The 23229-nt window shown below is 50.6% G+C and carries 20 protein-coding genes; 9 read left to right on the forward strand and 11 right to left on the reverse strand.

All coding sequences use genetic code 11. The features are described from left to right. Positions 1 to 93: 93 nt before the first annotated feature. From rsuA to A7098_RS00105, 3 genes are all read left to right on the forward strand, one after another. The gene (gene rsuA / locus A7098_RS00090) at positions 94 to 789 is read left to right on the forward strand and encodes a 16S rRNA pseudouridine(516) synthase RsuA (protein WP_105280126.1); all 696 of its coding nucleotides are present in this window, start codon (positions 94 to 96) and stop codon (positions 787 to 789) included. A gap of 27 nt (positions 790 to 816) precedes the next feature. After that, entirely contained in the window at positions 817 to 2007 is a 1191-nt protein-coding gene (bcr, locus tag A7098_RS00095) for a multidrug efflux MFS transporter Bcr (RefSeq protein WP_000213383.1), read from the forward strand. A 332-nt stretch (positions 2008 to 2339) separates the two neighbouring features. Then, complete coding sequence (locus A7098_RS00105) at positions 2340 to 2684, forward strand: YejG family protein (RefSeq protein WP_105280127.1); 345 nt, start codon at positions 2340 to 2342, stop codon at positions 2682 to 2684. A 3-nt stretch (positions 2685 to 2687) separates the two neighbouring features. On the opposite strand, the gene yejF is transcribed toward A7098_RS00105, so the two are convergent. The 10 genes from yejF to yeiP all read right to left on the reverse strand — a co-directional run bounded on the left by yejF (position 2688) and on the right by yeiP (position 15126). Further along, entirely contained in the window at positions 2688 to 4277 is a 1590-nt protein-coding gene (yejF, locus tag A7098_RS00110) for a microcin C ABC transporter ATP-binding protein YejF (RefSeq protein ID WP_105280128.1), read from the reverse strand. Between the two features lies 1 nt (position 4278). Continuing rightward, on the reverse strand, positions 4279 to 5304 hold the full coding sequence (locus tag A7098_RS00115; protein WP_105280129.1) for an ABC transporter permease: 1026 nt from the start codon (positions 5302 to 5304) through the stop codon (positions 4279 to 4281). Beyond that, positions 5304 to 6398: a microcin C ABC transporter permease YejB gene (locus tag A7098_RS00120; RefSeq protein ID WP_000501604.1), complete on the reverse strand. Its 1095-nt coding sequence runs from the start codon at positions 6396 to 6398 to the stop codon at positions 5304 to 5306. The genes A7098_RS00115 and A7098_RS00120 overlap by 1 nt, the downstream gene beginning before the upstream one ends. Further along, a complete protein-coding gene (locus A7098_RS00125; RefSeq protein ID WP_105280130.1) occupies positions 6399 to 8213 on the reverse strand; it encodes an extracellular solute-binding protein in 1815 nt (604 codons plus the stop codon). 81 nt (positions 8214 to 8294) lie between these two features. Beyond that, on the reverse strand, positions 8295 to 9851 hold the full coding sequence (locus A7098_RS00130; protein ID WP_105280131.1) for a cyclic di-GMP phosphodiesterase: 1557 nt from the start codon (positions 9849 to 9851) through the stop codon (positions 8295 to 8297). Between the two features lie 178 nt (positions 9852 to 10029). After that, on the reverse strand, positions 10030 to 10596 hold the full coding sequence (mepS, locus tag A7098_RS00135) for a bifunctional murein DD-endopeptidase/murein LD-carboxypeptidase (RefSeq protein WP_000241011.1): 567 nt from the start codon (positions 10594 to 10596) through the stop codon (positions 10030 to 10032). A 411-nt stretch (positions 10597 to 11007) separates the two neighbouring features. Next, positions 11008 to 11721 carry a Kdo(2)-lipid A phosphotransferase gene (gene lpxT / locus A7098_RS00140; protein WP_105280132.1) on the reverse strand — a complete coding sequence of 238 codons (714 nt, stop codon included), beginning with the start codon at positions 11719 to 11721 and terminating at the stop codon, positions 11008 to 11010. Between the two features lie 38 nt (positions 11722 to 11759). Beyond that, positions 11760 to 12746, reverse strand: coding sequence for a zinc-binding GTPase YeiR (gene yeiR / locus A7098_RS00145; RefSeq protein ID WP_000198832.1), 987 nt, complete (start codon positions 12744 to 12746; stop codon positions 11760 to 11762). A gap of 117 nt (positions 12747 to 12863) precedes the next feature. Next, positions 12864 to 14330, reverse strand: a complete 1467-nt coding sequence (locus tag A7098_RS00150; RefSeq protein WP_001091945.1) for a mannitol dehydrogenase family protein — start codon at positions 14328 to 14330, stop codon at positions 12864 to 12866. Positions 14331 to 14553: 223 nt separating this feature from the next. Beyond that, positions 14554 to 15126 carry an elongation factor P-like protein YeiP gene (gene yeiP / locus A7098_RS00155; protein ID WP_001136827.1) on the reverse strand — a complete coding sequence of 191 codons (573 nt, stop codon included), beginning with the start codon at positions 15124 to 15126 and terminating at the stop codon, positions 14554 to 14556. A gap of 154 nt (positions 15127 to 15280) precedes the next feature. On the opposite strand from yeiP, the gene A7098_RS00160 reads away from it, so the two are divergent. Next, a complete protein-coding gene (locus A7098_RS00160) occupies positions 15281 to 15535 on the forward strand; it encodes a YkgJ family cysteine cluster protein (RefSeq protein ID WP_024165195.1) in 255 nt (84 codons plus the stop codon). Here the strand turns inward: A7098_RS00160 and setB are convergent. Further along, the gene (setB, locus tag A7098_RS00165) at positions 15532 to 16713 is read right to left on the reverse strand and encodes a sugar efflux transporter SetB (protein WP_032225709.1); all 1182 of its coding nucleotides are present in this window, start codon (positions 16711 to 16713) and stop codon (positions 15532 to 15534) included. The genes A7098_RS00160 and setB overlap by 4 nt on opposite strands. Before the next feature lie 367 nt (positions 16714 to 17080). Between setB and fruB the strand changes: the two genes are divergently transcribed. From fruB to psuG, 5 genes are all read left to right on the forward strand, one after another. Beyond that, complete coding sequence (fruB, locus tag A7098_RS00170; RefSeq protein ID WP_032225707.1) at positions 17081 to 18211, forward strand: fused PTS fructose transporter subunit IIA/HPr protein; 1131 nt, start codon at positions 17081 to 17083, stop codon at positions 18209 to 18211. Further along, entirely contained in the window at positions 18211 to 19149 is a 939-nt protein-coding gene (gene fruK, locus A7098_RS00175; protein WP_000091270.1) for a 1-phosphofructokinase, read from the forward strand. Before fruB ends, fruK begins: the two co-directional genes overlap by 1 nt. Positions 19150 to 19165: 16 nt before the next feature. Continuing rightward, the gene (fruA, locus tag A7098_RS00180; protein ID WP_105280133.1) at positions 19166 to 20857 is read left to right on the forward strand and encodes a PTS fructose transporter subunit IIBC; all 1692 of its coding nucleotides are present in this window, start codon (positions 19166 to 19168) and stop codon (positions 20855 to 20857) included. 424 nt (positions 20858 to 21281) lie between these two features. Then, positions 21282 to 22223, forward strand: a complete 942-nt coding sequence (locus tag A7098_RS00185; protein WP_105280134.1) for a pseudouridine kinase — start codon at positions 21282 to 21284, stop codon at positions 22221 to 22223. After that, a complete protein-coding gene (gene psuG, locus A7098_RS00190) occupies positions 22211 to 23149 on the forward strand; it encodes a pseudouridine-5'-phosphate glycosidase (RefSeq protein WP_001292481.1) in 939 nt (312 codons plus the stop codon). Before A7098_RS00185 ends, psuG begins: the two co-directional genes overlap by 13 nt. Positions 23150 to 23229 lie beyond the last annotated feature (80 nt).

The raw sequence follows: 23229 nt of genomic DNA on the forward strand, positions 1-23229 counted from the left end.
AGGGAAGTTATTAGACCGCTATACTGGGCGAACAACAGTTCAGATTTTCGGGTCATTACCCGACCTCCGTTTTTTACAGGCAAAATCACACACATGCGACTTGATAAATTTATCGCACAGCAACTCGGCGTTAGCCGTGCTATTGCCGGGCGTGAAATCCGTGCTACTCGTGTCACCGTCGATGGCGAAATCGTCCGCAATGCAGCGTTTAAACTGCTCCCTGAACACAGTGTGGCTTACGATGGAAACCCGCTGGCACAGCAACACGGACCACGTTACTTCATGCTCAATAAGCCTCAGGGCTATGTTTGTTCTACTGACGATCCGGATCACCCAACGGTGCTCTATTTTCTGGATGAACCTGTGGCGTGGAAACTACACGCCGCAGGGCGGCTGGATATCGACACTACCGGCCTGGTGCTGATGACAGATGATGGTCAGTGGTCGCACCGCATTACTTCTCCGCGCCATCATTGCGAGAAGACCTATCTGGTGACGCTGGAATCCCCCGTAGCTGACGATACGGCAGAGCAATTTGCTAAAGGCGTGCAGCTGCATAACGAAAAAGATCTCACTAAGCCTGCTGTGCTGGAAGTGATTACGCCGACGCAGGTACGTCTGACCATCAGCGAAGGGCGTTATCATCAGGTGAAACGCATGTTCGCCGCCGTGGGTAACCACGTGGTTGAGCTGCATCGTGAACGTATTGGCGGCATTACGCTGGATGCTGATTTAGCACCCGGTGAATATCGTCCATTAACTGAAGAAGAAGTTGCCAGCGTCGTCTAACACTTTAATAACTTTCAGGAGCCCGTTGTGACCACCCGACAGCATTCGTCGTTTGCTATTGTTTTTATCCTTGGCCTGCTGGCCATGTTGATGCCGCTGTCGATTGATATGTATCTGCCCGCGCTGCCAGTGATTTCTGCGCAGTTTGGTGTGCCAGCGGGCAGTACGCAGATGACCCTGAGTACCTATATTCTGGGTTTTGCGTTGGGGCAGTTAATCTACGGGCCGATGGCAGATAGCTTCGGGCGTAAGCCGGTGGTTCTTGGCGGTACGCTGGTATTTGCTGCGGCGGCGGTGGCGTGTGCACTGGCGCAAACTATCGATCAGCTGATTGTGATGCGTTTCTTTCACGGGCTGGCAGCGGCGGCGGCCAGCGTGGTCATCAATGCCCTGATGCGCGACATCTACCCGAAAGAAGAGTTCTCGCGGATGATGTCGTTTGTCATGCTGGTAACGACCATCGCGCCTCTGATGGCGCCGATTGTTGGCGGCTGGGTGCTGGTGTGGCTGAGCTGGCATTACATTTTCTGGATCCTCGCCGTGGCGGCGATTCTGGCTTCGGCGATGATCTTCTTCCTGATCAAAGAAACGTTACCGCCGGAGCGTCGTCAGCCGTTTCACATCCGTACCACCATTGGCAACTTCGCCGCACTGTTCCGCCATAAGCGCGTCCTGAGTTATATGCTGGCCAGCGGTTTCAGCTTTGCCGGGATGTTCTCATTCTTAAGCGCCGGACCGTTTGTCTACATTGAAATTAACCACGTCGCGCCGGAAAACTTTGGTTATTACTTTGCGCTGAATATTGTTTTCTTGTTCGTGATGACCATCTTTAACAGTCGCTTTGTTCGCCGCATTGGCGCGCTGAATATGTTCCGGTCGGGGCTGTGGATACAATTTATTATGGCGGCGTGGATGGTCATCAGTGCGCTGCTGGGGTTGGGGTTCTGGTCGCTGGTGGTTGGTGTGGCGGCGTTTGTGGGCTGCGTGTCGATGGTGTCATCCAATGCGATGGCGGTCATTCTGGATGAGTTTCCCCATATGGCGGGAACGGCATCATCGCTGGCAGGAACCTTCCGCTTTGGTATTGGCGCCATTGTCGGTGCATTGCTCTCCCTTGCGACCTTTAACTCCGCATGGCCGATGATCTGGTCGATTGCGTTCTGTGCGACCTGCTCCATTCTCTTCTGTCTGTACGCCAGTCGGCCGAAAAAACGGTGATCTATTGCACAACGGGGAAGCTAAAAGGCTTCCTTTGTTGATGCATGTCAACCACAAATCCATCATTCCCCCGATATATGTTTATTTTATGTAAAATCAATTTATGTAAAAAGTCACATCATTGTAGTTAAAAAGGTTGAGTTAGATCGCAGAAACGGGTACATATAGCCCCGCAAACGTGACCACGCCCGCAGATATTATTTAAATCAGAGCCATAGAGGCCACGCAGGCGAGGCATCAATCTTTACGATCTGTTTAAAGACGGGTTGTTGTTGATGTGTTAAAATTGATGTAAACAAATTGTGAAGTAAATGTGCTTCCGGGGAAAATAAGTGACTTCATTACAACTCTCAATCGTCCATCGACTGCCGCAGAACTATCGCTGGTCTGCTGGTTTCGCAGGTTCGAAGGTTGAACCGATTCCGCAAAATGGACCGTGCGGTGACAACAGCCTGGTGGCGCTTAAATTGCTTAGCCCGGATGGTGATAATGCATGGTCGGTGATGTACAAACTAAGCCAGGCGTTAAGCGACATTGAAGTTCCATGCTCGGTACTGGAGTGTGAAGGTGAGCCGTGCCTGTTTGTAAATCGCCATGATGAGTTTGCGGCGACATGCCGATTGAAAAATTTTGGTGTGGCAATTGCCGAGTCCTTCTCAAATTACAATCCTTTTTAAGCGTCAGCTTAACGCCAGTAGCTGACGCGTATACTCCTGCTGTGGTGCGGAAAATACGCGTGCGCACGGCCCTTGTTCCACCACTTCCCCCTGTCGCAGTACGATAACCTGATGACATAGCGCGCGGACGACGTGTAAATCGTGGCTGATAAACAAATAGGCCAGTTGATGCTTTTGTTGCAATGATTTCAATAGCGTCAATATTTGCGCCTGTACCGTTTTGTCGAGCGACGATGTTGGCTCATCAAGAATGATCAGTGAAGGCTTAAGAATCAACGCTCTGGCAATCGCTATGCGTTGTCGTTGCCCCCCGGAAAACTCTGCCGGATAGCGGTGGCGTGTTTCAGGATCTAACCCCACTTCATGCATCACGGCTTTCACTTGTTCTTCGCGTTGTGCGGCAGAAAGCGTCGGCTGGTGAACCCGCAACCCTTCCTCAATAATCTGCAAAACGTTGAGTCGTGGGTTGAGCGAGGAGTTTGGATCCTGAAATACCACCTGAATGCGATGGCGAATCGGCAATAGCTGGCGGCGATTTAAATTTTGCAATGGCTGACCGTCAAAGACGATGCTGCCCTGAGAGTTAATCAGTCGCAGCAGCGCCAGTCCTGTCGTGCTTTTCCCGGAACCGGACTCGCCCACTAAACCCAGCGTTTCACCTGCTCGTAGCGTAAAACTGATGTCTTTCACTACCACGTTATGATCGACAACGCGTTTCAAAATCCCTTTGCGAATGGGGAAGGCAACCTGAAGCTGTTCAACATCAAGCAGCGTTGAGGCTGGTTCTGGCAACGGCACCGGGTCGCCTGACGGCTCGCTGTTGAGTAGCTTTTGCGTGTAAGGATGAACAGGAGAGGCAAATAGCGCAGTGGCGTTATTTTGCTCCACGCAGTGACCGTTTTGCATCACTGCCACGCGGTGAGCCAGTTTTCTGACGATGCTGAGGTTATGAGTAATAAACAGCATCCCCATATTCAGTTCATGTTGCAGTTCGCGCAACAACTGTAAAATCTGCACCTGGACAGAGACGTCCAGTGCGGTAGTCGGTTCATCGGCAATTAATAATTCCGGGCGCGTTAATAGCGCCATTGCAATCATCACCCGCTGGCGTTCGCCGCCTGAGAGCTGATGCGGGTAATCTGCCAGTCGTTTTGCTGCCTGACGGATACCGACGCGATCAAGGCAATTTAATATCTCGCCACGTGCCGCTTCTCGTCGCATACCGCGATGGAGTGAAAGCACTTCATAAAGCTGTTTTTCCAGAGTATGCAATGGATTTAACGACACCATTGGCTCCTGGAAGATCATGGCTACCTTATTACCGCGTACGCCGCGCAACGTTTGCTCGCTGGCATGAAGTAGCGATTCGCCATGAAAACGAATATCTCCAGCAAGATATTCTACCGGCGGGGAAGGGAGCAGACGTAAAATCGACAGTGCAGTAACGCTCTTGCCAGAACCTGACTCGCCCACCAGCGCCAGCGTTTCGCCAGCCTCAATCTGTAGTGAAACATCATTCACTACGGTACGGACAGTTTGCTGATGGCGAAAACCCACCGACAAATTTTCAATCGCTAACAGAGTTTGCGTCATGCTACACCGCCTTATTAGGATCAAATGCGTCGCGGACGGCTTCACCAATAAAGATCAGCAAAGACAACAATATCGCCACCGACAAGAAGGCGGTGATCCCAAGCCACGGGGCCTGAAGGTTATTTTTCCCTTGTAACAGCAGTTCGCCGAGTGACGGTGAACCGAGCGGCAGACCGAAGCCGAGGAAATCGAGTGAGGTCAGGGTAGTTATTGAACTGCATAAAATAAACGGTAAAAAGGTGAGGGTAGCGACCATGGCATTTGGCAACATATGACGCAGGATGATACTGCGATCGCTGACGCCAAGCGCCTGCGCCGCGCGGATGTAGTCGAAATTACGGGTACGTAAAAACTCCGCCCGCACCACACCGACCAGACTCATCCAGCCAAACAAGACGGTAATTGCCAACAGCCACCAGAAGTTAGGCTGTACGACGCTGGAAAGTAAAATAATCAAAAACAGCGTCGGCATCCCCGACCATACTTCAATAAAACGTTGTCCCCAAAGATCGACTTTACCGCCGTAATAGCCTTGTAGCGCCCCCGCCAGCACGCCCATCACGCTGGAACAGAGGGTCATCATCAGGCCAAACAGAACTGAGATCCGCGTGCCATAGAGAATGCGCGCCAGCACATCGCCGCCGTTGGCATCTGTTCCCAGCCAGTTTTGCCGGGAGGGGGGAGAAGGGAAGGGCTTATCGGTAGCAAAGTTGATACTGGTAGCACCAAAGCGAATCGGTGCCCACAGTACCCAGCCGTTATTTTCCAGCCGTTGCTTCAGCCACGGGTCCTGATAATCTGCCTGGCTTGCCAGCGGACCGCCAAAATCGCTTTCGCTGTAGTTTTTCAGCAACGGGAAATACCAGCTGCCGTCATAACGCACCAGCAACGGTTTATCGTTGGCGATAAGTTCAGAACACAAACTCAAACCAAACAAGACGAGGAAAATCCATAACGACCAGTAGCCGCGACGGTTATGGCGAAAACGCGCCCAACGGGCCTGATTGACGGGGCTGAGTCGCGACATTAACGTCCCTCAAAATCAATACGCGGATCGACCAGCGTATAGCTGATATCACTGACGATATTCAGCAGCAGGCCAATTAGGGTGAAAATATACAAGGTGCCAAACATCACCGGATAATCGCGCGAGACGGTCGCTTCGTAGCCCAGTAAGCCGAGGCCATTGAGCGAAAACATCACCTCAATCAACAGCGAACCGGTGAAAAACATGCTGATAAACGTCGCCGGAAAACCGGCAATCACCAGCAGCATGGCGTTACGAAACACATGTTTCCAGAGAATATTTTTCTCACTGACCCCTTTCGCACGCGCGGTAACCACGTATTGCTTGCGCACTTCATCAAGGAATGAGTTTTTGGTCAGCATCGTAAGTGCCGCAAAGCCGCCAATCACTGTCGCCAGCACGGGTAACGTGATATGCCACAGATAATCAGTGATTTTCTGATACCACGGCAGCGAATCAAAGTTAGCGGAAACCAGGCCGCGTAGAGGGAACAGGTCGAAATAGCTGCCGCCTGCGAAGAAGACAATCAGCAAGATGGCAAATAAAAAGGCCGGAATGGCGTAACCGATGATGATAAATGCGCTACTCCAGACGTCAAAGCGGCTCCCATTATAAACAGCTTTGCGAATGCCTAACGGAATCGACACCAGATAGATAATCAGCGTGCTCCATAATCCGAGGGTGATGGAAACCGGCAGACTGTCTTTAATCAGCGTCAGCACCGAGGCGCTGCGAAACAAGCTGTCGCCAAAATCAAAGCGGATGTAGTCCCAGAGCATTTTGAAGTAACGTTCGTGGATCGGCTTATCGAAACCGTAGCGATGAGTGATCTCGGCGATCACTTCTGGATCTAATCCGCGTCCGCCACGGTAATTACTGTCGCTGATATTGCCGACGCCCGTTTGCGCATGGCTGGCACGAACACCTTCACCGCCTGCGCCGGGTAATACTCCGGCATTACCAAACTCAATGGCGGCGATGGCCTGGTCGACCGGACCGCCAGGCGCAATTTGCACGATGAAAAAGTTGATGGTGATAATCGCCCATAACGTTGGGATCACCAGCAACAGACGGCGAATCAGATAAGCGCCCATCTACTCTCCCTGTTGTCTGGCTGACGGCAGTTTGGCCGCTTTATTGACGTCATACCACCAGGTATCGATACCGAGGCTGTAAATAGGGCGCACAGCGGGTTGGGAGAATTTATCCCACCAGGCGAGACGGTCTTCCGCCATGTACCACATTGGCAGCATGTAATAATTCCACGTTAATACGCGATCCAGTGCGCGCCCTAACGGCAGCAATTTTTCTTTATTTCCCTGCGCGGCAATAATCTGGTTGATCAGCGAGTCGATAACCGGACTTTGCACGCCGGGTGCATTATAAGTGGAATTGATATATTCCGATGACCAGGAAATCTGTAAATCGGAACTGGGCCACGGCATTGCTCGCCACACGCGCGGCATCATGTCATAGTCGCGACTGCGCATTCGGTTGGTAATTTGCGAGTTATCCACCTTGCGAATGTCCATACTGATACCCAGCCGTTGCAGGCTGTGCTGGAACGGCAATACCCACTGACTATTGCTGCTCGAAGGCAGCAATAACTCAAAGCTGAGCGGTTGACCCGTTGTGGCATTTACGCGTTGCTGCCCCTTCAGCACCCAGCCCGCTTCGTTGAGAAGTTTGTCGGCTTTTAACAGGTTGTCACGATCGTAGCCATCGCCTTTGGATACCGGCGGCTGGTAGATTTGCGTGAAGACTTCTGGCGGTAGATCTTTTTTCATCGGCGCCAGAAGCACCAGTTCAGCTGCGTCGGGGTAATTTCTGGCCGCGTATTCGGTATTCTGAAAATAACTGTTCGTGCGACTCCAGGCATTGTAAAACAACGCCTTGTTCATCCATTCAAAGTCAAAGGCGAGAGTGATCGCTTCCCGGACCCGGCGATCGCTGAATACCGGACGCTGAATGTTAAACGCCAGCCAGCGCGTATCCTGTGCCGACTCGTTTTTTTGCTCATCTTTGATGATATATTTTTTGTCGAAATTTTTACCGGTATAGCGCGTGGCCCAGTTTTTGGCGTCGTTCTCCATACGCAAATCAAAAGCGCCAGCTTTAAATGCTTCAAAGGCGACATTATCGTCGAGGTAATAATCGTAGCGAATGGTGTCGAAATTCCAGCGCCCACGGTTTACCGGTAAGTTTGCCGCCCAGTAATCTTTCACGCGGGAATAGACAATATTCTGCCCCATTTTCCAGGACGTAATTCGGTACGGACCACTGGCAAGCGGAGGCGTGGCGAGCGGATCGCTAAGTTTGTGATCCTTCCAGTATTTTTCTGGAAATACCGGCAGCGAAAACAGACTCAGCATATCTTCTTTACCGGGTTTGGCTAATTCAATGCGCACGGTTAACGGCGCAATGGCTTTAACGGTAGTGCCTTTATAAACCAGACGAAATTGCGGCACGCCTTCGGTCATAAATTTTTGAAAAGTGAATTCAACATCGCGGGCAGTAATAGGCGAACCGTCATGAAAACGGGCGCGCGGATTAATGGCGACTTCCACCCAGGAATAATCGTCAGCATAGCGCGCGCTTTCGGCAATCAGCGGGTAATAACTGCCTGGCTCGTCATCGGAGGTGGTAAATAGCGTGTCGTACAACTGCTCGGTGCGTGCGCCGGGGTTGCCGCGCAATGCATAACGGTTGAAATTATCGAAGGTGCCGAGGGCTGACAACGTTATCTGCCCACCTTTTGGCGCGGCGGGGTTCACATAATCAAAATGGTTGAAATTAAACGCGTACCGGGGTTCTCCCAGCACTGCAAAGGCATAGCTTTCCTTGATAGCCTGCGCCTGCGCACCAAAGGTGAACAGAGCGATAAACAGCAGCAGTATGCGCACAATCATCTGCAACGGATTTCCTTTTACTCATCATTAGCCGCAATCCGGCATGCTTTCACTATGAATAATAAGGGACGCACGCACACCTTACCACTGTGGCGTATGAGGTTTCTCCAGCCAGCGGATAAAATCATCCAGCGGCAGGGGGCGACTAATCCAGTAACCTTGCAGGAAATTAACGCCACGTTCGCGTAGCCAGCGCGCCTGTTCCGGTGTTTCGACCCCTTCAGCAACTGTCAGCATATTGAGACGTTTCGCCAGCGTCAGCACCGCGTCAAGTACGGGTGAGGTGACCGTTTCCGTACCTATGGCGTTGATAAAGCTACGGTCAATTTTCAGGTAATCGAGCGTGAAACGTTCCAGATAAATAAGCGCGCTGTGCCCGGTGCCGAAGTCATCAATAGCAATTTCTACGCCGACTGAATGCAGCCAGGCGAAGAGTTGCGTGGCTTCTTGCTCTTTCAGCATATCGCGCTCGGTAATTTCCAGCACAATCTGGAAATGGTGTGCGGGCAGGGAAGTGAGCAGTTTTTGGATATCTGCTTTAAAGCTCTCGCTGTGCAGATGATCCGGCGCGATGTTAATGCCAAATTTCACGCCCACCGGCAGTATGTTTTCTAATTCTGCGGCATCACGAGCAATCAGCTCAAACAGATGCTGGGTGAGAGGTACAATCATCTTTTGCGATTCGGCATAGTGAATGAAGGCGTCCGGGGGAATTTCACCCACTACCGGGTGACGCCAGCGTAGCAGTACTTCCAGGCCAGTTACCCGCAGTGTTTGCGTATCAACCACCGGTTGATACACCACGTAAAATTGCTCACGTTTGATGGCCATCATAATTTCTCTGCCTGGGCGCATACGCACGCTCATCAGGTAATAGCAGAGCAGGCCAACGACAGTTCCACTCATACCACCCAGTAGAAACGCGTACCACACATCGTTCCATGTCCAGTCATCAGCATAAAGCCGAACGGTCAGCGGAAGGCCTGCAATTTTGGTTTCACGTACCGGCGTGCCGGTTAACTCACGGACGTTCATCAAATGCGACGTAAAAGTCGATAGCGCAGTATCACCAATAATGAGCGCGATACCGTTGAAATCTTGCTGGTGATAGCTATAGAAAATATACGGCGTCAGGTTCAGATTCAATGCTGCAAAAACACCGCTATTTTTTAATAAAGGGTTACGATACCAGATGACGATCGTTGGTTTATTGGGCACCATCGGTGTGCCTGGCAATATTGCCATATCAATATCTTTGCCGATGTTTAGTGCCGGAATCAGTTCACTGAGTGGGATGTCCATCTCACCAGTTGCAGAAGAACAGAAGCTCTTTTTATCCTTTACCAGCACAAACGTTCGCACGTTCATGCTAAATGCTGCGCGTGCAGTCAGCTCCGGGTTAGCTTGCTGGCAGGTATCTAAGGTAAGCGGCTGGAGCCTGTCAGTGGTGGATTTCAGGTCGGCAAAATAGGTATTGAGATATTTTTGTACGTCGCTAATCAAGGTGTCGTATTTGACTTCGTGTTTATGCCAGGCCACTAAAAACTGAAGGCAGCTGACCAGTATCGCAATCATCACGCCCGCAATAATGCAGGTGAGCAGGATCTTACGTCCAGAAGAGGGAGCTCGTATGAACATGGTTCCGATAATATCCTGAAAATACGACAACACTAAAAGGAAAGAATGACGGGACTATAGCCTGGTTCAAGATGTGGAAACATCATTTTCTCGGATGAGAAAAACCAAAAAGCACTGCCTAAGCAGTGCTTTTCGTTAACTCGTCAGGATAGCCAAGGGATTGCATCCAAACGATTTATTAGCTACGGCTGAGAACCCGACGTGCTTCGTTGTAACGCTTCTTCCAGTACGGCTCATTCATGCTGGAAATAATTACACCACTGCTGGTGGATGCGTGAACAAACTGATTATTACCGATATAAATACCGACATGGCGTCCGGTTGAACCCGCGCGGAACAGGACTAAGTCGCCTGTACGCAAATTACTACGGGAAACTGATTTCCCCATTTCCTGCTGTTCATACGTTGAACGCGGAAGCTCTAAGCCAAATTGTTCACGGAATGTACGTTGTACGAAACCAGAACAATCGATACCTTTTTTGGTGCTACCGCCCAGACGATAACGAACGCCTTTCCAGTCAGCATACTGATCCATAATTCGCGATTTCACGTCGACATTACGAACCAGGTTTTCAAATTCATCCTGAGAAGCTTGCAGTGATGATGTTTCACTACCCACTGCACGTGTCTCAGGATGCATATTCTTTGCGGTGTTGTTTGCACTACATGCAGAAAGCAGAACCGCTACTGCAATCGCGGGAATGCCGCGCAAGATATATCTCAAAATCGGTTGAGATTTGACCATGTTGTTTGTTTTCCCTTGAAGTCCTTAACGATAAATATCGTTATAAAAAATGCCAAGCGACACGAGACTAATTACCTGGGCATGTTGAAACAATTCCTTAAGGCCAAATCTGTGGACTAACGCACAAAATTATATGCTGTGAGGATAATTTAACGCCGAGGCAAAACGAGTCCGAGATTACCCGATTGGCGCGGTCTTGGCGAGCGGTTTTACATGATTTTTTATAAGAAAAAGTGATACAGAAAGTTAATAAGTGGGATTGGTCAATTAAAGAACGATTGTGCGAAAAACATGCAACCCATTCATTTGCTTAAAAAATGAGCATTGTATTCGATGAATGAAAGCAATCGTGCGCATCATCAGGATTATCCTTACTATAAAAATAAACCTGATGATGTTAATTACTGTGAGTTATTTGTTTTGGAAATGTTTGCTTTTTCCCGGTAGTGATTTGTCAAAAAAGGTGATTAATCGATCACTTAATGGCGTCAACAGCACCCAGGGTAAACCGATCAATATCACGGTCATGGAGCCGACAATGATATCGGTAAACCAGTGCGCGCCAATCATTACTCTGGGAAATGCAAAAACCACAAAAATAATAATGCCGATAAGACCTGCGACTTTTCCGAAATAGCGCCACATAAAGGCGGAAAAAATAAGTAACATCATGCCGTGATCGCCGGGAAAGCTATCTCGTGATGCATCTTTCGTGGGTACAGGTAGCAGTTCGCTGACGCGGTTAATATCTGTAAAGGTTAATGTCGGGCTGGCCCGTTTTACCGGAATTAATGCCTGACCCAGCTGGTTTAATACCACTGCGGTTAACAGCATGACCAGACCAATAATTACGATACGTCGTCTGCCTGGGGCATTTTCTTTCAGCCAGAAACTCAGCATCAACATTCCCATCGCCAGCAGTGAACAACCGTCGAAAGCGCGATTGTTGGTCAATGCAACCAGCCACAAAAAGGCCTTACTTTCGACCAGTTTCTGATTAAAGAAATAAAAAATATTCGTATCAATCGATAACCAGAATCCATGATTAACGGGTATGTACCAGGAAAGAAACAGCACGAGGCCGACAATGTTCAACAACACTATTTGCGGCAAATTTTTAATCATATTTTCTCTAATTATCTTACTTAAAAACGCAGGCAACCTTACGCGGTGGTCGCTAAACGAAGCTTCAACAGCGCGCTTTGTAAGGCGTTCCAGTCAGTTTCGCTACTGGAAATCAGCTCAATACGGCTATCCGGTGGTGCAACGTTTTGCGTTTCAATGTGCAGGTCATCGCCCTGACGGTTGATTCGCACAAGGCCTTCCGGAATGCGCATAACGCCTTTCACTCGCTCTACTGGTGCAAGTCGTGCCCATTCCAGAATGCCGATGGTGTCGAACACCGTATCAGCGTCGAATATCCAGCCACAGGCCTGATGTCCTTGTCCGCTGTTCAGACTGCGACGCCAGCGTTGATGTTCTGGCAGGCTTAACGCCGCTAACCCTTTTTTCACGCCATGCTGATGTGAATGGGCGGCGCTGGCAGGCAACTCAGTTAAATTGCGACGGGGTAAATCCAGAAGATGACCTTCAATTTGCCCATGTTCGCTGTGAATTAATTGCCGATCGCCACCATTTTGTTGCCACCAGCGTTGCAACGCTTGCTCGCTTTCGGGCGTCGCGCGGTCGGATTTATTGGCGACAATGATGTCTGCGGCAGCCAACTGGTCACGGAAGTTTTCATTATTGACACTTTTTTCATCCAACAGCAGGCGTGGATCGAGAATACACAACGTGGCGCGCAAGTCGATCCACGGTTCATAAACTGGTGCGGTTAACAGATCGAGGATCTGTTTCGGATGGCCCAGCCCGGTTGGCTCTATCAACAAGCGGTCTGGTTTTCCCTGACGCAGTAAGGTATTCAGACCTACCTGCATGGGTAAACCATTAACGCAGCACATGCAGCCGCCGGGGATCTCTTTCAGCAATGCGCCGCTATCGGCGAGCAAAGCGCCATCAATTCCGACTTCTCCAAATTCATTAACCAGCACCGCCCATTTTTCGTTGGGATCTTTATGGGCTAATAGATGAAGAATCGACGTGGTTTTCCCGCTGCCGAGAAAACCGGTGATGAGGTTGGTCCTGGTCACAGCGGCTCCGCAATACTCTGATAAGTTAACTGTGCGTTAATCCTGGCTAAAAAAGGCAGAAAAGAGAAGGGGAGAGCGGACGAAGACGGGCTTCATCCGCTTTAACCGCAGAAATCGTTAAATTTTGAGAGTGTTTAATAGCGCCTGATGCGCCCCAAACTGCGCGATTTGTTGCCAGGCTTGTTCGATAGCCTGCACAAAATGCGGGTTATTTGGCAGGTCATCACCGAAAACCTCACGCAGGGAAAGCAGGGCGGTTACGCGTTGTTCATTGCTGCTGCCCGCGACCAGGTCGCGAATTTTATCGCTAAGCGGATCGCGAACATCAATAGCATTTCCGGCATCATCAACACCGCTCACATAGCGCATCCAGCCAGCAACGCCTAATGCCAACAATGACCAGTTCGTTCCGCGCGCCAGATGTATGCGAATGCCTGCCAGCATACGCTGCGGTAATTTCTGGCTGCCATCCATCGCGATTTGCCAGGTCTTATGTTTCAGCGCCGGGTTAGCAAAACGTGCAATTAACTTATCCGCATATTGTGTTAAATCGACATCTTTAATCCGCAGCGTCGGCGCTTGCTCATCCAGCATTAATGTTCTGGCGGCATGGAGAAAGGCGCGATCCTGCATACAATCACTGATATGGGCGAATCCTGCGAGATAACCCAGATAAGCGAGAAAAGAGTGACTACCATTTAGCATACGCAGTTTCATCTCCTCCCACGGCAGAACATCATTGACCATCTGCACGCCAGCGACTTCCCAGGCAGGGCGCCCCGCGACGAAGTTATCTTCCACCACCCATTGGATAAACGGCTCGCAGCTAATCGCACAGGGATCATTCACGCCCAGATGCTGGCTAATTTCCGCCAGTGATTCGTCTGTTGCTGCCGGGACAATGCGGTCTACCATGGTTCCCGGAAAGCTGACGTGATCTTTTATCCATTCCGCAAGTTCTGGCGAACGTTTTTCCGCCATCCCCAGCACCGCGTTTTTCACCACATGGCCATTATCGGGAATGTTGTCGCAGGAGAGCACGGTAAACGGGGCAAGGCCGCGTTCACGGCGGCGCTTTAGTGCTTCGACGAGAATGCCTGGCGCGGAGTGAGGATCTTCGGGACTTTGTAGATCGTGAACGATACGTGGATTGCTGATGTCGAGTGTGCCGGTAGCCGGGTCGATGCAATAGCCTTTTTCGGTAATCGTCAGGGAAACAATCGCCACCTGCGGCTCGCAAAACTTCTCAATAATCGCCGCTAAGGAATCCAGTTTTGCATTCAGGCACTCGCGAACGGCTCCAATAATAATAGCCTGGTTGCCGTCTGCGCCTTTCTCTAACACGGTGTATAAATGATCCTGCGCGCGAAGCTGGCTCATCAACTGATCGCCACTGAACAGGCTGATTTCACAGATCCCCCAGTCGCCGCCCTGGGCATTCAGCACACGGTCGGTTAATAGCGCCTGATGCGCACGGTGGAAGGCTCCAAATCCAAAATGAACGATACGAGATTTCAATTGTTGCCGATCGTAGCGGGGCGAGTGTACATGCTGCGGGAGCGTAACGGAGGCGATTGTATTCATAGGAGTCACGTCTTAGTAACGATTAATTAACAACGACAGTGTAAAGTTATATGACAGCAATTGAAATTGGTCTGGATTGTTAATGCGATGAAGTGTGAGGGCGATCAATTTAGTGGTGAATATTGCGGGAGAACGATGTTCAGGAAGCGCAAAATAGAAGATTGGTATAATAAATTAAAAAAGGGACAGTCTGAGCCATCCCTTTTCTGATATCTGGCTGAAGTTAGTCAGCACGACCCATATAGCGGCGTTCTTCGATATGGATACGAATTTTTTCGCCTGGGCTTAAGTATTCTGGTACTTGAATGACCAGACCGGTGCTCAATGTCGCCGGTTTGTTACGGGCGCTGGCAGACGCGCCTTTGATGCCCGGTGCGGTTTCAACAATTTCCAGATCAACGGTTTGCGGCAGTTCAAGCGCCAGAAGTTGACCGTCCCAGGTCAGAACCTGCATATCCGGCATACCGCCTTCCGGCATAAACAGCAGCTCTTCTTCGATCTGATCTTTAGTGAAGGTATACGGGGTATAGTCTTCTTTATCCATAAAGACATATTCGTTGCCATCGACGTAGGAGAAGTCAACGTAACGACGGGTCAGCGTTACGGTGTCAACGATATCATCGCCTTTGAAGCGTTCTTCCACTTTCAGCCCGGTACGGACATCAGAAAAACGCATTTTGTACAGCGTAGCGGCACCACGGGCGGTGGGAGACTGAATATCAATATCCTTAACCAGCAGCAATTTGCCGTTGTAATTCAGTACCATACCTTTTTTAATTTCGTTCGCTCTTGGCATCGAAAAATTCCTGTTATCGAAAATGTCAAAAATATCGCGTCAAACTACTCGCGACGAGCCTTTCAGGCAAGTGGTATTCGCACTTTTGCTGGTGCAAAAAAGGTGGTACTGTGCGCGCTCATCAATCCGGTGGTTAACCTTAAGAGAACAACGTATGGAATGCCGTCCGGGTTGCGGGGCGTGTTGCACTGCCCCTTCAATTTCCAGCCCTATACCCGGTATGCCAGATGGCAAGCCCGCCAATACGCCCTGCATTCAGCTTGATGAACAGCAACGTTGTAAAATTTTTACATCGCCGCTACGTCCGAAAGTTTGCGCAGGTTTACAAGCCAGTGCTGAAATGTGCGGTAACACGCGTCAGCAGGCGATGACCTGGCTTATAGATCTGGAAATACTGACCGCGCCTTAAACATCTTTAATCCGCAGTAAGCAGAACAGAGTGGCGATAATCATCACCATCGCAAACCAGAACACGGCGTGATAATTCCAGATTTCGGCGACTATGCCCGCCACTGACCCCGCGATGATCCAGCCCACACGCGAGGTATTGGTATAGAGCGTGGTTGCTGAACCCGCCTGACCGGGCATCAGATCCTGAAAATAGAGCATCCCGATGCCACCCAGAATGCCAATAAAAATAGCATTCAGCAGCTGCAAGCCCAACAGAATGACAGGTGAATGCGCCATCAGCATACCTGCGTAAAAACAGACGCCACCCACGGCGGCAACGCGCATTAAGAAACGCTTACCCAGACGTTTGGCAAAATAACCCGCGATCAACATGGTCGGGATTTCCAGGCCTGCGGCGGTTCCCATCATCACGCCCGCCAGTTTCTCGGGAAGATGCAATTCGTTGATAATAAAGAGTGGCATGTTGATGATGTACAGGCTATTTGACCCCCACATCAACGTACAAATGACAAACAGCAGTAGCGTATCGCGACGATTACGGCGCGGCGCTTCAACCGTGCCGGTCGCCAGCGGAACCTCTTTTTGCATCGACGGTAAAAATAGCCACACCATCAGGCCGCAGACAATAAACGCCACTGCTGCGCTGAGATACATTACCGTAAAGCTGAACCCCATCGCCAGGGCATAAGCCAGCGGCGGACCAATGACCCATGCCAGTGAAACCTGAGCGCGTAAAAAAGAGCTGAACATCACCGCTTCACGCCCGGTTTTGTCAGCGTGCTCACGGGCGAGAGCAAACATTTGCGGGTTGGCGGTAGAGCCAAAGCTACTAAGAAAGACACCAACGAACAGCAAAACAAAGTAGTTGCGGTTCCAGGCAAAAAGGGTGCAGGCCAGCACGCCTAACAGGCAGCAAAAGACAATCAGTGATTTACGATCGCCACGCTTATCAGAGCGTCCGGCGAGAAACTGACTCACCAGAATCCCGATGACAGCACTGCCGGTAAAGAAGAATCCCACCATCGCCGGACGGGCGTGCACTTCATCGGTAAGGAATATACTGAGCGTCGGGGTTTGCAGAGCGCCCGCAATACCGGTGAGAAAGGCAACGATTAAAAACGCCGTCGATGTCAGGTCAAACGATTTCGCGCTGGAGACTGCGGGGGAGTTATGCATGCTGGTCGATCACTGAAAGATGGAGACGCGGAGTTTACGCTGCTTGTCAGAAAATAAACAGTCAGTGAAATCAAACTCGCCACGAATAATCAAAATGCCATTTCACTCTTGTTGATTGTCTGCTGACGCTGCTGAAATGAAATTGCTGGCAACGAGTTTTCCCGTCAGCAATTAGGAAAAATGACAAAAAATTGTGCAGCACATCAAAATTTTGGTCATAAGTTTACAGCTTCCCTTGCGTGCTGAAACAGAAGTATTATGCTTTATTGAAACGTTTCAGCGCGATCTTGTCTTTAACCGTAAGCCAGGTTGGCGCTTTTTTTCTCATAGAAGCTGAATCGTTTCAATTCAGCAAGAGAGGAGAACTATGTTCCAGTTATCCGTACAGGACATCCATCCGGGCGAAAAGGCCGGAGACAAAGAAGAGGCGATTCGCCAGGTCGCTGCGGCGCTGGTGCGGGCCGGTAATGTAGCTGAAGGCTACGTCAATGGCATGCTGGCGCGCGAGCAGCAAACCTCAACGTTCCTCGGCAATGGTATTGCTATTCCTCACGGCACCACCGACACCCGCGATCAGGTGCTGAAAACCGGCGTTCAGGTATTTCAGTTCCCGGAAGGCGTCACCTGGGGTGACGGTCAGGTAGCGTACGTGGCGATCGGTATTGCCGCCAGCTCGGACGAACACCTGGGCCTGCTGCGCCAGCTGACCCACGTGCTAAGCGATGATTCCGTTGCTGAACAACTGAAGTCAGCAACGACAGCAGAAGAACTTCGCGCATTGCTGATGGGCGAAAAGCAGAGTGAGCAGCTGAAACTCGATAACGAAATGCTGACGCTGGATATTGTCGCCAGCGATCTGCTGACTCTGCAGGCGCTGAACGCTGCACGTCTGAAAGAAGCGGGTGCCGTTGACGCCACCTTCGTCACTAAAGCCATCAATGAACAACCTCTGAATCTCGGACAGGGCATCTGGCTGAGCGATAGCGCCGAAGGCAACCTGCGTAGCGCGATTGCGGTAAGCCGCGCGGCAAATGCTTTTGATGTGGACGGCGAAACGGCAGCCATGCTGGTGAGTGTGGCAATGAATGACGATCAGCCCGTCGCAGTTCTTAAGCGTCTCGCCGATCTGTTACTCGACAATAAAGCTGACCGTTTGCTGAAAGCGGATGCGGCAACATTGCTGGCACTGCTGACCAGCGATGATGCGCCGACTGACGACGTGTTAAGCGCGGAGTTTGTGGTGCGCAACGAACACGGCCTGCATGCTCGTCCAGGCACCATGCTGGTCAATACCATTAAACAATTTAACAGTGATATTACCGTGACAAACCTTGATGGCACCGGCAAACCGGCAAACGGACGTAGTCTGATGAAAGTTGTGGCACTTGGCGTTAAGAAAGGTCATCGCCTGCGCTTTACCGCCCAAGGGGCGGATGCTGAACAGGCACTGAAGGCAATTGGCGACGCCATCGCCGCAGGTCTTGGGGAGGGCGCGTAATGAGCAGACGTGTTGCTACGATCACCCTCAATCCGGCGTATGACCTTGTTGGTTTCTGCCCGGAAATTGAACGCGGCGAAGTGAACCTGGTGAAAACCACCGGTCTTCATGCGGCGGGTAAAGGTATCAACGTTGCCAAAGTTCTGAAAGATCTGGGTATTGATGTCACCGTTGGCGGCTTTCTGGGTAAAGACAATCAGGACGGATTTCAGCAACTGTTCAGCGAGCTGGGCATTGCCAACCGTTTCCAGGTTGTACAGGGGCGTACCCGCATTAACGTTAAGTTGACGGAAAAAGACGGCGAAGTTACTGACCTCAATTTCTCGGGTTTTGAAGTCACTCCAGCAGACTGGGAACGCTTTGTGACTGATTCTCTGAGCTGGCTCGGTCAGTTCGATATGGTCTGTGTCAGCGGCAGTTTACCGTCAGGCGTCAGCCCGGAAGCATTCACCGACTGGATGACTCGCCTGCGTAGTCAGTGTCCTTGCATTATCTTTGATAGTAGCCGCGAAGCATTAGTGGCAGGTTTGAAAGCGGCACCGTGGCTGGTGAAACCTAACCGTCGCGAGCTGGAAATCTGGGCAGGCCGTAAACTGCCTGAAATGAAAGATGTCATTGAAGCTGCACATGCGCTACGTGAACAAGGTATCGCGCATGTCGTCATTTCACTGGGTGCCGAAGGCGCGCTTTGGGTTAATGCCTCCGGCGAATGGATCGCCAAACCACCGTCAGTCGATGTCGTAAGCACTGTTGGCGCAGGGGATTCCATGGTTGGCGGCCTCATTTATGGCTTGCTGATGCGTGAATCCAGTGAACACACACTGCGTCTGGCAACGGCTGTTGCAGCCCTGGCGGTCAGTCAAAGCAATGTGGGTATTACCGATCGTCCGCAGTTGGCCGCAATGATGGCGCGCGTCGACTTACAACCTTTTAACTGACAGCAGGAGAGGCATAATGAAAACGCTGCTGATTATTGACGCTAATCTCGGTCAGGCACGCGCCTATATGGCGAAGACCCTGCTGGGCGCGGCGGCGCGAAAAGCAAAACTGGAAATCATCGACAATCCGAACGACGCTGAAATGGCGATTGTTCTGGGTGATTCCATCCCGAACGACAGCGCGCTGAACGGTAAAAATGTCTGGCTGGGCGATATTTCCCGCGCAGTCGCGCATCCTGAGCTATTCCTGAGTGAAGCCAAAGGCCATGCGAAGCCTTACACTGCGCCGGTCGCTGCGACAGCACCGGTTGTCGCCAGTGGCCCGAAACGCGTGGTTGCGGTGACAGCTTGCCCAACTGGCGTAGCGCACACCTTTATGGCGGCTGAAGCCATTGAAACCGAAGCGAAAAAACGTGGCTGGTGGGTGAAAGTTGAAACCCGTGGCTCCGTTGGTGCGGGTAACGCAATCACGCCTGAAGAAGTGGCAGCAGCGGATCTGGTGATTGTGGCAGCAGATATCGAAGTGGATCTGGCGAAATTTGCCGGTAAACCAATGTATCGCACCTCTACCGGTCTGGCGCTGAAGAAAACGGCTCAGGAGCTGGATAAAGCGGTTGCTGAAGCGACGCCTTACGAACCGGCGGGTAAAGCTCAAACGGCGACCACTGAAGGTAGGAAAGAGAGTGCAGGCGCGTATCGTCACCTGCTGACGGGCGTTTCCTACATGTTGCCAATGGTGGTTGCGGGTGGTCTGTGTATCGCGCTTTCCTTTGCTTTTGGTATCGAAGCGTTTAAAGAGCAGGGGACGCTGGCGGCGGCGCTGATGCAGATTGGCGGTGGTTCAGCCTTTGCGCTGATGGTGCCGGTACTGGCGGGTTACATTGCCTTCTCTATTGCCGATCGTCCGGGTCTCACGCCGGGTCTGATTGGCGGTATGCTGGCGGTCAGCACAGGTTCTGGCTTCATTGGCGGGATCATTGCGGGCTTCCTGGCGGGTTACATCGCGAAGTTAATCAGTACGCAACTGAAACTGCCACAGAGTATGGAGGCGCTGAAACCGATTCTGATCATTCCGCTGATTTCCAGTCTGGTGGTTGGTCTGGCGATGATCTACCTGATCGGTAAACCGGTTGCTGGCATCCTCGAAAGTCTGACTCACTGGCTGCAAACCATGGGTACTGCGAATGCGGTTCTGCTGGGCGCGATCCTCGGTGGCATGATGTGTACTGACATGGGCGGTCCGGTAAACAAAGCAGCGTATGCATTCGGTGTGGGTCTGCTGAGTACCCAAACCTATGGCCCGATGGCGGCGATTATGGCGGCAGGTATGGTGCCTCCGCTGGCAATGGGTCTGGCAACAATGGTGGCGCGTCGCAAATTCGACAAAGCGCAGCAGGAAGGCGGCAAAGCAGCTTTGGTACTTGGCCTGTGCTTTATTTCGGAAGGTGCAATTCCGTTTGCTGCCCGTGATCCGATGCGAGTGCTGCCGTGCTGTATCGTTGGTGGGGCGCTGACTGGCGCAATCTCAATGGCGATTGGTGCGAAATTGATGGCACCGCACGGTGGTCTGTTTGTTCTGCTGATCCCAGGCGCCATTACGCCGGTACTGGGTTACCTGGTGGCAATTATTGCTGGTACGCTGGTGGCGGGTTTGGCTTATGCCTTCCTGAAACGTCCGGAAGCGGACGTTATGGCGAAAGCAGCATAATAAAACGTGAACTACAGGGCAGAAATTTTCTGCCCTGTATCATTTGATGAGTGCAAGGTGAGTGATAAATTGTTGACGGCAATTCTATGATTTTGAATGGTTTTATTTTCCAATAGAAAGCTGACACTCTCATCAAACAGTAACGTCATTTCCTCAAGGGCAGATTAATTTCTGCCCTTTTTTATTGTTTCCATTCTGTGCATCACTTCACAATTTCTTCGCTTTTTCTAAAACCGCCAATAATAGCGTTTTGTGAGCCTGTTCAAATCTGCTCATTTTGCCCCTCTGGCGGTAATTTACTTTAAGTAAAACATGCATACTATGAGCACATGTTTAAATATGAACACATGTTTAAACCGTCTTTGCAGTTATCTCTATTCTTGTGGATTGAAAGGGTTGGTAATCTTTTACCAGAGGACGTGCTATGCGCGAAAAGGATTATGTCGTAATTATAGGTTCGGCGAATATTGATGTCGCCGGATATTCACATGAATCATTAAATTATGCGGATTCCAATCCAGGGAAAATAAAATTTACTCCCGGTGGAGTAGGGCGCAATATCGCACAAAATCTGGCGTTGCTGGGAAACAAAGCCTGGCTACTGAGCGCCGTAGGCAGTGATTTTTATGGTCAATCGCTCCTGACACAAACCAATCACTCCGGTGTTTATGTCGATAAATGCCTTATTGTGCCTGGGGAAAATACATCGAGTTATTTATCATTACTCGATAATACCGGTGAAATGCTGGTTGCTATAAATGACATGAATATTAGTAACTGTATTTCAGCGGAATATCTCGCACAGCACCGTGAATTTATTCAGGGGGCAAAGGTCATTGTCGCAGACTGTAATATCAGTGAAGAGACATTGGTCTGGATTCTGGATAATGCCGCTGGCGTACCGGTATTTGTCGATCCGGTTTCGGCCTGGAAATGCGTCAAAGTACGCGAGCGATTAAGTCAAATTCATACCCTGAAGCCAAACCGTCTTGAAGCGGAAACCCTGAGCGGGATTGCGCTTTCCGGGCGTGAAGATGTAGCAAAGGTTGCCGCCTGGTTCCATCAACATGGCCTGAACCGACTGGTTCTGAGCATGGGTGGTGATGGTGTTTATTATAGTGATATCAGCGGCGAAAGCGGCTGGTCTGCACCGATTAAAACCAATGTCATTAATGTTACCGGAGCGGGCGATGCCATGATGGCGGGACTTGCTTCGTGTTGGTTAGACGGGATGCCGTTTGCCGAATCTGTTCGTTTTGCACAGGGATGTTCGTCAATGGCGCTCTCCTGTGAATACACCAATAACCCTGATTTATCGATTGCCAACGTTATATCGTTAGTGGAGAACGCAGAATGTCTGAATTAAAAATTTCCCCTGAATTATTACAAATTTCCCCGGAAGTACAGGACGCTTTAAAAAACAAAAAACCGGTTGTGGCGCTGGAATCGACCATTATTTCTCACGGGATGCCGTTCCCGCAAAATGCCCAGACCGCAATTGAAGTAGAAGAAACTATTCGTCAACAGGGCGCTGTACCAGCCACTATCGCTATTATTGGCGGCGTGATGAAAGTGGGCTTAAGCAAAGAAGAAATTGAATTGCTGGGTCGTGAAGGACATAACGTAACGAAAGTTAGCCGTCGCGATTTACCTTTTGTTGTTGCCGCCGGAAAAAATGGCGCAACCACCGTGGCTTCCACCATGATTATTGCGGCGCTTGCCGGAATTAAAGTATTTGCCACTGGCGGTATTGGCGGTGTTCATCGCGGGGCGGAAAATACCTTCGATATTTCCGCCGATTTACAGGAACTGGCGCACACTAATGTCACCGTAGTTTGTGCCGGAGCAAAATCTATTCTCGATTTAGGCTTAACCACCGAATATTTAGAAACTTTCGGTGTGCCGTTAATTGGCTATCAGACCAAAGCATTACCAGCGTTTTTCTGCCGCACCAGCCCGTTTGAAGTCAGCATCCGTCTCGACAGCGCCAGCGAAATTGCCCGTGCGATGGCGGTGAAATGGCAAAGTGGTCTGAACGGTGGCCTGGTAGTGGCAAACCCAATTCCGGAACAGTTTGCGATGCCGGAAGAAAGTATTAACGCTGCAATTGATCAGGCAGTTGCCGAAGCTGAAGAGCAAGGTGTAATCGGTAAAGAAAGTACGCCGTTCCTGCTGGCACGCGTTGCAGAACTGACCGGTGGCGACAGCCTGAAATCCAACATCCAGTTGGTGTTTAACAACGCCATTCTGGCGAGCGAAATTGCCAAAGAATACCAGCGTCTTGCGGGTTAATTTCTGACGGGCAGAAAGCCGTCGCCCGTACTCATCATACAAACCGAAACCTGGCGCTGGCGCCGGGTTTATGGGCATGA

Source organism: Escherichia sp. MOD1-EC7011 (assembly GCF_002965005.1).
GTDB lineage: Bacteria > Pseudomonadota > Gammaproteobacteria > Enterobacterales > Enterobacteriaceae > Escherichia > Escherichia ruysiae.

What these genes read in the sequence shown, in the direction of transcription:
- setB (WP_032225709.1), bottom strand. Translation starts at nt 16,713, where the DNA reads ATGCATAACTCCCCCGCAGTCTCCAGCGCGAAATCGTTTGACCTGACA.
- yejF (WP_105280128.1), bottom strand. Translation starts at nt 4,277, where the DNA reads ATGACGCAAACTCTGTTAGCGATTGAAAATTTGTCGGTGGGTTTTCGC.
- fruB (WP_032225707.1), top strand. Translation starts at nt 17,081, where the DNA reads ATGTTCCAGTTATCCGTACAGGACATCCATCCGGGCGAAAAGGCCGGA.
- A7098_RS00120 (WP_000501604.1), bottom strand. Translation starts at nt 6,398, where the DNA reads ATGGGCGCTTATCTGATTCGCCGTCTGTTGCTGGTGATCCCAACGTTA.
- fruK (WP_000091270.1), top strand. Translation starts at nt 18,211, where the DNA reads ATGAGCAGACGTGTTGCTACGATCACCCTCAATCCGGCGTATGACCTT.
- A7098_RS00130 (WP_105280131.1), bottom strand. Translation starts at nt 9,851, where the DNA reads ATGTTCATACGAGCTCCCTCTTCTGGACGTAAGATCCTGCTCACCTGC.
- A7098_RS00115 (WP_105280129.1), bottom strand. Translation starts at nt 5,304, where the DNA reads ATGTCGCGACTCAGCCCCGTCAATCAGGCCCGTTGGGCGCGTTTTCGC.
- A7098_RS00185 (WP_105280134.1), top strand. Translation starts at nt 21,282, where the DNA reads ATGCGCGAAAAGGATTATGTCGTAATTATAGGTTCGGCGAATATTGAT.
- mepS (WP_000241011.1), bottom strand. Translation starts at nt 10,596, where the DNA reads ATGGTCAAATCTCAACCGATTTTGAGATATATCTTGCGCGGCATTCCC.
- fruA (WP_105280133.1), top strand. Translation starts at nt 19,166, where the DNA reads ATGAAAACGCTGCTGATTATTGACGCTAATCTCGGTCAGGCACGCGCC.
- A7098_RS00160 (WP_024165195.1), top strand. Translation starts at nt 15,281, where the DNA reads ATGGAATGCCGTCCGGGTTGCGGGGCGTGTTGCACTGCCCCTTCAATT.
- A7098_RS00150 (WP_001091945.1), bottom strand. Translation starts at nt 14,330, where the DNA reads ATGAATACAATCGCCTCCGTTACGCTCCCGCAGCATGTACACTCGCCC.
- yeiP (WP_001136827.1), bottom strand. Translation starts at nt 15,126, where the DNA reads ATGCCAAGAGCGAACGAAATTAAAAAAGGTATGGTACTGAATTACAAC.
- A7098_RS00125 (WP_105280130.1), bottom strand. Translation starts at nt 8,213, where the DNA reads ATGATTGTGCGCATACTGCTGCTGTTTATCGCTCTGTTCACCTTTGGT.
- psuG (WP_001292481.1), top strand. Translation starts at nt 22,211, where the DNA reads ATGTCTGAATTAAAAATTTCCCCTGAATTATTACAAATTTCCCCGGAA.
- lpxT (WP_105280132.1), bottom strand. Translation starts at nt 11,721, where the DNA reads ATGATTAAAAATTTGCCGCAAATAGTGTTGTTGAACATTGTCGGCCTC.
- rsuA (WP_105280126.1), top strand. Translation starts at nt 94, where the DNA reads ATGCGACTTGATAAATTTATCGCACAGCAACTCGGCGTTAGCCGTGCT.